Below are 9,354 nucleotides of genomic sequence, written 5' to 3' on the forward strand. Positions count from 1 at the left end.
CGCACCTGCAATCCTGCGAGGCTCCGCCGCCAGGCTACACCTGCATTTGGCGACGCGACCCCATCCGCGCGAGTTCGGGCACGCCGGGTGTCACTATCCCGCCCGTCGGTGCCCGCCGGGTCGGGCGCTGCCCTCGTCTGTTGGCGGAACGGTTGAGGAAATGGAACGAGCTCCAGATGCAGTAGCTCTTTCGGTCCTTCGCGCAGGGCTTCACCTGTACGTTGCGGAGTGATAGCAAGCGACCATGCTCACATGAGGTCCATCGTGAACCCCCAGGCCCCAATGGCGTGGCTGGAAGGCCGCCCCGCAATCACCAGCCTGCGCGCGGCCGTCTGCGATCTGAACGGCATCCTGCGCGGCAAGCGTGTTCCCGTCGCCCAGGCGCACAAGGTGCTCGAGGGACAGATGCGCATGCCCTATTCGATCACCTGCCTCGACATCTGGGGCGAGGACGTGGCGGGCAACCCCATCGTCTACAAGCAGGGCGACATCGACGGGCGCTGCGAGCCCACGGGTCGCGGCTTCCTGCCGATGAACTGGCTCGGCTCGCCCACGGCGCTCTTGCCGCTCTGGATGCTCGACGAGGCGGGCAAGCCCTATCTGGGCGATCCGCGCCGGGCGCTGGCGGCGATCTGCGACCGGTTCGCGGCGCTGGGCCTGACGCCGGTGGTGGCGACGGAGCTCGAATTCTATCTCGTGGACACCTCCGGCGACGAGCCGAGCCCGCCGAAATCGCCGGTCACCCACAAGCTGCTCGACGGCGACGGCGCGCTCTGCATCGACGACCTCGACCATTTCGAGGCCTTCTTCACCGATGTCTACGCCGCCTGCGACGCCCATGACGTGCCGGTCGATTCGGCGATCTCGGAGAACGGCGGCGGCCAGTTCGAGATCAACCTTCTGCATGTGCCGGACCCGCTGAAGGCCGCGGACGACGCGCTCTACTTCAAGCGCTTCGTCAAGGGGATCGCGCGCAAGTACGACCTCGCCGCCTCCTTCATGGCGAAGCCCTTCCTCGACCGTTCCGGCAACGGCTTCCATGTGCATTTCAGCCTGCTCGACCGCGACGGCCGCAACGTCTTCGACAACGGCACGCCGGAGGGCTCGCCGGTGATGCATCATGCGGTGGGCGGGCTCCTCGACATGATGCGGGCTTCGAGCCTGATCTTCGCGCCGCATCGCAACAGCTACCGCCGGCTGCAGCCCAATGCCCATGCGCCGACCGAGGTGGTCTGGGGCTACGAATCCCGCCATGCCGCGGTGCGCATTCCCGGCGGGCCGAATTCGGCCCGGCGCATCGAGCACCGCGTCGCCGGCGCGGACGCCAATCCCTATCTGGTGCTGGCGGCGATCCTCGGGGCGGCGCTGCAGGGCATCGAGAAGGCCATCGTGCCGCCCGAGCCGATGTCGAGCCAGCCCGATGGCTCTGGCGCCTCGCTGCCGCTCGACTGGAAGCTCGCCATCGAGGCCTTCGAATCGAGCCTGCCCATGCATGACGTCTTCGCGCCGGTGCTGCGCGAGACATTCGTGGGCATGAAGCGGCAGGAGCTGCAGGTCTTCTCGCAGCGGATCAATCCCTTCGAGCACGAAACCTATCTGGAGACGGTCTGAGGCTCCGCCATCGGGCCGCGGCGGTTCCGGGCGACCGGGACGGGCGGAGGTGCGAAGGATCGGGAGCCCGGGCGGGAAGAATGCGCAACGAAACCAAGGGCATCCTGGCCATCGTCGCCGCCGCGACCTTCTGGGGGCTGTCGGGGATCTATTTCAAGGCGCTCGTGCATGTGCCGCCGCTGGAGATCCTGAGCCACCGCGCGATCTGGAGCGCGGTCTTCTTCGGCGCGGTGCTGGCGCTGCAGGGGCGCGCCGGCGAGATTCGCGCGGCGCTGGCGCAGCCGCGGACCTGGACGATCCTCGGCACCTCCGCCGGCCTCATCGCGCTCAACTGGCTCGGATTCATCCATGCGATCCAGACGAATCGGGCGCTGGAGGCGGGCCTCGGCTATTACATGTTCCCGCTGGTCGCGGTGGCCTTCGGCTATCTCTTCTTCGCGGAGCGCTTCTCGCGGCGGCAGGCGACGGCGATCGGCCTCATGGCCGGCGCGGTCGTGGTGCTTACGCTGGGCCTCGGGCAGCCGCCCATGATCGGCCTCCTGCTCGCGGTCACCTTCGGGCTCTATGGGCTGATCAAGAAGCGTCTGGCGCTCGGGCCGGTCGTGAGCGTCTTCATCGAGACGCTGCTGCTTGCGCCGCCGGCGGTGATCTGGCTCTGGGGCTCGACGTCGCTCGGCTGGCCCGACATCGGCGGCCGTGCGCCGCTCGGCTTCGGCGAGGACGCGCTGACCGCGGTCCTGCTGATCGGCTCCGGGCCGCTCACCGCAACGCCGCTGGTCCTCTTCTCCTATGCGGCGAAGCGCCTCGCCTATGCCACGGTCGGGCTGGTGCAATATCTCAACCCGACGCTGCAAGTCGCGGTGGCGGCGCTTGTTTTCGGCGAGTCGGTGACGCCCTGGCATCTGCTCGCCCTCCCGATGATCTGGGCGGGGCTGGCGCTCTATTCCTGGGACGGGCTGGCTCAGGAGAGGCGGCGGCGCAGCTCCGCGATCAGCTCCGCCACGCTTCCCACGACCGAGAGCGAGGCGCGGAACGCGGCATCCGCGAAGCCATGCGCGACGATGTGATCGAGCAGGGCCACCAGCGGATCCCAGTATCCGGCCACGTTCAGGAGCAGCACCGGCTTCTCGTGCAGGCCGAGCTGGCGCCAGGTGAGCACCTCGAAAAGCTCGTCGAGCGAGCCGGGGCCGCCGGGCAGCGCCACGATGGCATCGGCGTTCATGAACATCACCTTCTTGCGCTCGTGCATGGTCTCGGTGACCACGAAGGTGGAGAGATCGCGGCGCCCGACCTCGCGGGCCACGAGATGCGCGGGGATGACGCCGAAGGTCGCGCCGCCCGCGGCGCCGGCCGCCACGGCGAGCTCGCCCATCAGCCCGACGTCGCCGGCGCCGTAGACGAGGCGCAGTTTCTCCTCCGCCAGCGCGCGGCCGAGATCGCGGGCGCTGGCGGCATAGGCGGGGTCGTCGCCGGGCCGTGAGCCGCAGAAGACGCAGACGGATTTCGGCGGTGCAACGTGCATGGACAGGCCCTTGACTTCTCTTTAGTTTGCGCCGCGGCAGATTTGTGACAGGCTTGCTGCTAGCAGATTGCCGCGCGATGGGCGAGGGGCCGCGGCAGGAAAGGGCCGGCATGACGCAGGCAGGCGATGACGAGACGGATGGAAGGCCCGGCGAATCCCATGCGACCGGGCGCAAGACGCTTGCGCTGCTGGCGGCGTCCGGCGGCATAGCCCTCTTGCTCTACGCGACGCTCGGACGGGACGGCCATGAGGCGGCCGGGCCGCCGCCCGAGGCCGGGACCGCGGCGCTTCAGGAGGCCGTTCCCGACGCGGCTGCGGCACTTGACCCGGACGGGGCGGCGGAGGAACCCGCATCGGAGGCGCCGGGCTTCGACGTCGTCCGGGTCGCCCCGGACGGCTCGGCGGTGGTCGCCGGGCGCGCGGCGCCGGGATCGGTCGTCACCGTCTATGCCGACGGCGAGCCGCTCGCGGAGGCCGAGGCCGATGCGGACGGCGATTTCGTGGCGATCTTCGACGCCGCGCCTTCGGAAGAGCCGCGTGCCCTGACGCTCGATGCCGTGACGCCCGAAGGCGAGAGCGCGGCCTCGGAGGAGGTGGTGATGCTGCTGCCCGAGGCCGCACCGACGGCGGAGGCCGGTGCCGCGCCGGAAGAGGGCGTGCCCCCGGCGGCGGCCGCGCCGGAGGCGGCCCGGCCCGAACCGCGGGTGGCGGCGACGGCGATCCTGCGCCCGGAGGGCGTCGAGGTCGCGTCGACCGGGGATGCGGCCGATGCCGCCTCGCCGGGGCGGCAGGTCTCGCTCGCGAGCATTTCCTACGGCGAGGGCGGCGCGGTGTCGCTGGCCGGGCTGGGCGGTGCCGGGGCGCGGCTCCGGGCCTATGTCGACGACGATTTCGCGCTGGAGACCGATGTGGGACCCGACGGGCGCTGGGCGATCGAGCTCGGCGACGTGGCGCAGGGCGTCTACCGGCTGCGCATCGACCAGATCGACGCCGAGGGCCGGGTGTCGAGCCGGGTGGAGACGCCGTTCCAGCGCGACTATCCGGCGGTCCCGCTTCCGCGTCCGGACGGCGGCGCGCGGCCGGCGGTCGTCACGGTGCAGCCGGGGGCGAATCTCTGGACCCTGGCGCGGGTGCATTATGGGTCCGGCGTGCTCTACACCCAGATCTTCACGGCGAATCGCGAGCTGATCCGGGATCCGGACCTGATCTATCCGGGCCAGATCCTCGCGCTGCCGGGTGTCGAGGCGACGGAATGAGCGGTGCCGGGATCCGGGGCGGCCGGTGAGCGCATGAGTGACGCTGCGGGCCTCGCCGAAGGCGGATATGCCAGCGCCGCGCGCACCATTCGCCGGGTCACGCCCTATCTCTGGCCGGAGGGCGAGCGGGCGGTGCGGACCCGTGTCGTGCTGGCGATGCTGGCGCTGGTCGCGGCCAAGTTCGCCACGGTGGTGACCCCCTTCTTTTTCAAATCCGCGGTGGACGGGCTGGCGCCGGCCGATCCGGCGAAGCATGCGGATTTCCTGCTGGTCGCGGGACCGGTGGCGCTGACGGTGTTCTACGGGCTGATGCGGCTGGCCGGCGTCGGCTTCGGGCAGCTCCGCGACGGCATCTTCGCGCGGGTCGGGCAGCGGGCGCTGCGGCAGCTGGCGCTGGAGACCTTCCGCCACATCCATGCGCTCAGCCTGCGCTATCACATCACCCGCAAGACCGGCGGGCTCAGCCGGATCATCGAGCGCGGCGTGAAGGGCGTCGATTTCCTGCTGCGGTTCCTGCTCTTCTCGATCGTGCCGCTGGCCCTGGAGCTGGCGATGGTCGCGGCGATCTTCTTCTTCGTCTTCGACGTCTGGTATCTCCTGGTCGTGGCGGTGACGATCGCGCTCTATGTCTGGTTCACCTTCAAGGTCACCGAATGGCGGGTGAAGATCCGCCAGCGCATGAACGAGCGCGACACCGACGCCAACCAGAAGGCGATCGACAGCCTGCTGAACTTCGAGACGGTGAAGTATTTCGGTGCCGAGGGCCGCGAGGCGGCGCGCTACGACGCCTCGATGCAGGGCTACGAGGGCGCGGCGGTGAAGACCCAGGTCAGCCTCGCCTGGCTGAACCTCGGCCAGTCGCTGATCATCACCACCGGCCTCGTGATCGTGATGGTGATGGCCGCGCGCGGCGTGCAGGCGGGCAGCCTCACGGTCGGCGATTTCGTCATGGTCAACGCCTATATGATCCAGATCACCATGCCGCTCAATTTCCTCGGCACGGTCTATCGCGAGATCCGGCAGGCGCTGGTGGACATGGCGGCGATGTTCGACCTGCTGGAGCAGCCGGCGGAGATCGAGAACCGGCCCGGGGCGACGCCGCTGGTGGTCAGCGCGGGCCGCATCGAGTTCCGCGACGTCGGCTTCGCCTACGAGACCGAGCGCAGCATCCTGCATGGGCTCACGCTCACCGTGGAGCCCGGCCAGACGGTGGCGGTGGTCGGGCCTTCGGGCTCGGGGAAATCGACGATCGGGCGGCTTCTCTTCCGCTTCTACGACGTGAGCGCCGGCGCGGTGCTGATCGACGGGCAGGATCTGCGCGAGGTCACGCAGGCGAGCCTGCGCGCGGCGATCGGCGTGGTGCCGCAGGACACGGTGCTCTTCAACGACACGATCTACTACAACATCGCCTACGGGCGGCCCGAGGCCTCGCGCACGGAAGTCGAGGGCGCGGCACGGGCGGCGCAGATCCACGAGTTCATCGCCGGGCTGCCGGAGGGCTACGATACCACCGTCGGCGAGCGCGGCCTGAAGCTCTCGGGCGGGGAGAAGCAGCGGGTGGGGATCGCGCGCACCCTGCTGAAGGATCCGCCGATCCTCCTGCTCGACGAGGCGACCAGCGCGCTCGACAGCGAGACCGAGCGCGACATCCAGGATTCGCTCGCGGCCATGGGCGAGGGGCGCAGCGTGATCACCATCGCGCACCGGCTCTCCACGGTGGTCGATGCCGACCGGATCGTGGTGCTGGAGCGCGGCCGGGTGGTCGAGCAGGGCAGCCACGAGGCGCTGCTGGCGCTGGGGGGGCGCTACGCGCGCATGTGGACGCGCCAGCAATCCGATCCCGACGCGGAGGCGGAGGCGACCGACGCGGCCTGATCCCGGGGGCGGGCCGGCGCGTGCGGGTTTGTCTTACGCCGGATCCGCGCGGGGTGACGGCGCCGGTCCGAGGCGGTCACCCGGAGGCCGTCTCGGATGGGGTGCTTCGGCAGGCAGGGCGTTAGGACTTTTCCTCGGGAGAGCGGGAGGATCGGCCGGCGTCGCGACTGTCCCCATGGGGACAGCTCGTAACAGTATGATATGTAATGAAACCTGGAACAGAGTGCTGGTTCGTCCGCGGGACTGCCGTCTGCCGGCGCGTTAACCTTTCAGGCGGTTCCGGGCCTGTCGATGTCCCGAAATGCCCGTCAGTGCGGGGCGGGGCGGTGTTTTCGGAAATGGAGGATCGCGAGGGCGGCGATCAGGGCGATCGCGGCCAGGCCGGCGATGGGGGCGAGGTGGTGGAGGAGGGCGGGCAGGCTGCCGGCGGTCACGCCGAGCCGGTAGGCCAGGGTCGTCCAGAGGCCGACCCAGAGCGCGGCGCCGGCGGCATTGGCGGCGAGGAACACCGGCCAGCGCATGCCGCTCGTGCCGGCGACCAGGCCGTTGAGCTGGCGAAGCACGACGAAGAAGCGCGCCACGACCACCATCGCCGGGCCGTATCGGCGGACGAGAGCCTCCACGCGGTCGAGATTGGCCTCCGTGGCGCCGAAGCGTGCACCGTAGCGCGCGATCACCGGCCGGCCGAGCCGGCGGCCGATCACATAGCCGATGCCGTCGCCGAGCACCGCGGCGAGGAAGGCGGCGAGCGCGACCGCGCGGATGTCGAGCTCGCCCCGGGCCGCGGCGGTGGAGGCGATCAGGATCGCGCTCTCGCCCGGAAGCGGCGCGCCGAGCGCCTCGAGCGCGACCGAGACGAAGAGCGCCGGCACGCCGTAATGGGCGACGAGATCGGCGAGATGCTGGGCGAGCGCGTGCAGGTCGGACCTCCGGGCGCCACCCGGCCGGTGCGGCCGGGGTGCGAGGTGCGAGCATCGGCCATCCCGGCGCGCCGCACAAGCGCGGGGCGGCGTCCTGGCCACGGGGACCATGCTGCGCGACACGACCTCAGGAGCGCGAGGGTTTCAATGTCCCGCCCGTGCGTCAGCACGGGCAGCGGCCAGCCCACCCCCCAAGGGTGGCCGCTGCCCTTCGCGCGTGTGGGCAGGGTCTAGCGGTGGCAGAGTAGGCGTGTTTGTGGTGCGGCAACGAAGGGTGCCGCCGGGGTGCGGCGGCTATTCGGCGGCGCGGGGCGTGGGGCCGGCCACCGGGTGCAGCGTCGGGGCGGTCTCCGTCCAGTCGATGTCCTCGGCCGGGGCGCGTCGGGCGGCGCGGCGCAGCAGGCGGTCGCGCACGGCCTTGCTGTCGCTGCCGCCGATCCAGCCGCGCAGGGCCTGGCCGAAGGCGGCGAGGCCCGCGGAGAGCCAGACCCGCACCGCGAGCAGCGAGGGCGTCACGATCAGCGTGAGCACGGTCGCGAGGCCGAGGCCGAAGACCACGGCGGTGGCGAGCTGCTTCCACCACATCGCCGAGGGCGAATCGATGGTGTAGCCGCCGTTGAAGAAATCGACCGAGATGCCGAAGACCATCGGCGCGAGCCCCGCCATGGTGGTGATGGTGGTCAGCAGCACCGGGCGCAGCCGCGATTCGGCGGTGCGCGCGATCGCCTCGAGCGGGTTCATGTAGCGCCGGTAGTCCTGGAAGGTGTCGATCAGGATGATGTTGTTGTTCACCACGATGCCCGCCAGCGCCACGATGCCGGTGCCGGTCATGATGATCGAGAAGGTCTGGTCCATCACCAGCATGCCGATGAGCACCCCGGTGACCGAGAGCACCACCGCCGTCAGCACCAGCGCGGAATTGTAGAAGGAATCGAACTGTGCCAGCAGGATCACGAACATCAGGCCGAGCGCCGCGGCGAAGGCGCTCATGAGGAACGCCTGGCTTTCGGTCTGGTCCTCCTGATCGCCGGTCCATTCCCAGGCGATGCCGGCGGGCAGCTCGGCCTCGCTGCTCAGCCAGTCGGTGATCGCCGCGATCTCGGCATTGGCGTTGCCGCCCTCGGCGACATCGGCCTTCACGTCGAAGAAGCGGCTGCCCTGGTAGCGGTCGATCTGGGCCAGCGAGGGCACGGGCTTGCGGGTGATGAAGGCCGAGAGCGGCACGAGCCCCTGGGGCGTGCGCACGCGCAGGCTGTCGAGCGTGGCGAGCAGGCGGTCGCTCTCGGGCAGGCGCACGCGGATGTCGATCTCCTCGTCGGAGGTGTCGACGCGCATGGTGTCGAGCGCGAGCCCGCGGGTGACGAGCTGGACCATCGCGCCCACGGTGGCCACGTCGGCGCCGAAGCGCCCGGCCTGTTCCACGTCCACGTCGATCTGCCAGTCGATGCCGGGCAGGGGCAGGGTGTCCTCGATGTCCACGAGCCCCGGCATGGTGTCGAAATGCGCGCGCACATAGGCCGCCGCCGCCTTGAGATCCTCCCAGTTGTCGCCTTCGAGGCGCAGATGCACCGGCTTGCCCTGGCCCGGGCCCTGAGCGGCCTCGGAGATCTCGGCGATGATGCCGGGGATATGGGCGAGGCGCGCGTTGATGTCGGCGAGGATCGCCTTGCCCGGTGCCCGGCTGCCCCAGCGTTCCAGCTCGATCTGGACCTGGCCGATGGCGTCGCGCGGCCCCTGGTCGCCGCCGAGGTTGTTGAGGCCGCCTGCGCCGGCGAAGGAGAAGATCGAGGCGACCCCGTCGGTCTCGGCGATCACCTGCTCGACCTCGTGCACCAGCGCGTCCTTCTCCTCGAGCGAGAGATTGCCCCGCGCGCGCACATAGGCCACCGCCCGTTCGGGTTCGGTCTCGACGAAGAACTCGACGCCATTGCTGTGCTGGCCGTAGTAGGAGAAGACCGCCATCACGAAGACCGCCACCGCCGCCACCGCGACGAAGGGCATCACCGGATTGCCGGTCAGGAAGCGGATCAGGCGGCCGAAGAGGCTCGGCCGGTAGCCCGCCTTGCCCACGGGCGGCACCTTGCCCGCGCCCAGCGAACCCCCGACCAACGAGAGCGCGAGGCAGCCCGCGACGAAGAGCACGAGCCCCGGCAGGGGGGCGCGATGCACG

General features: G+C 70.3%; 7 protein-coding genes. 4 read left to right on the plus strand and 3 right to left on the minus strand.

Going from position 1 to position 9,354, the window contains the following annotated elements; all coding sequences use genetic code 11:
• Window positions 1–264 precede the first annotated feature (264 nt).
• Both V7050_RS02835 and rarD read left to right on the plus strand, forming a co-directional pair.
• Window positions 265–1,611: a glutamine synthetase family protein gene (locus tag V7050_RS02835; RefSeq protein WP_324365557.1), complete on the plus strand. Its 1,347-nt coding sequence runs from the start codon at window positions 265–267 to the stop codon at window positions 1,609–1,611.
• A gap of 80 nt (window positions 1,612–1,691) precedes the next feature.
• Window positions 1,692–2,678: an EamA family transporter RarD gene (gene rarD / locus V7050_RS02840; RefSeq protein ID WP_324365558.1), complete on the plus strand. Its 987-nt coding sequence runs from the start codon at window positions 1,692–1,694 to the stop codon at window positions 2,676–2,678.
• Here rarD and V7050_RS02845 read toward each other — a convergent pair.
• Entirely contained in the window at window positions 2,573–3,133 is a 561-nt protein-coding gene (locus V7050_RS02845; protein ID WP_324365559.1) for a TIGR00730 family Rossman fold protein, read from the minus strand. The genes rarD and V7050_RS02845 overlap by 106 nt on opposite strands.
• Before the next feature lie 110 nt (window positions 3,134–3,243).
• On the opposite strand from V7050_RS02845, the gene V7050_RS02850 reads away from it, so the two are divergent.
• Together V7050_RS02850 and V7050_RS02855 are read left to right on the plus strand one after the other, a co-directional pair.
• Entirely contained in the window at window positions 3,244–4,389 is a 1,146-nt protein-coding gene (locus V7050_RS02850; protein WP_324365560.1) for a LysM peptidoglycan-binding domain-containing protein, read from the plus strand.
• 33 nt (window positions 4,390–4,422) lie between these two features.
• The gene (locus V7050_RS02855) at window positions 4,423–6,264 is read left to right on the plus strand and encodes an ABCB family ABC transporter ATP-binding protein/permease (RefSeq protein WP_324373805.1); all 1,842 of its coding nucleotides are present in this window, start codon (window positions 4,423–4,425) and stop codon (window positions 6,262–6,264) included.
• Between the two features lie 308 nt (window positions 6,265–6,572).
• Here the strand turns inward: V7050_RS02855 and V7050_RS02860 are convergent, their stop codons facing one another.
• Both V7050_RS02860 and V7050_RS02865 read right to left on the minus strand, forming a co-directional pair.
• Entirely contained in the window at window positions 6,573–7,286 is a 714-nt protein-coding gene (locus V7050_RS02860; protein WP_324369408.1) for a DedA family protein, read from the minus strand.
• A gap of 192 nt (window positions 7,287–7,478) precedes the next feature.
• A partial coding sequence (locus V7050_RS02865; RefSeq protein ID WP_324410223.1) for an efflux RND transporter permease subunit occupies window positions 7,479–9,354 on the minus strand: 1,876 nt, incomplete at its 5' end.

This window comes from Amaricoccus sp., assembly GCF_036846665.1.
In the GTDB taxonomy this organism is placed as follows: Bacteria; Pseudomonadota; Alphaproteobacteria; order Rhodobacterales; family Rhodobacteraceae; genus Amaricoccus.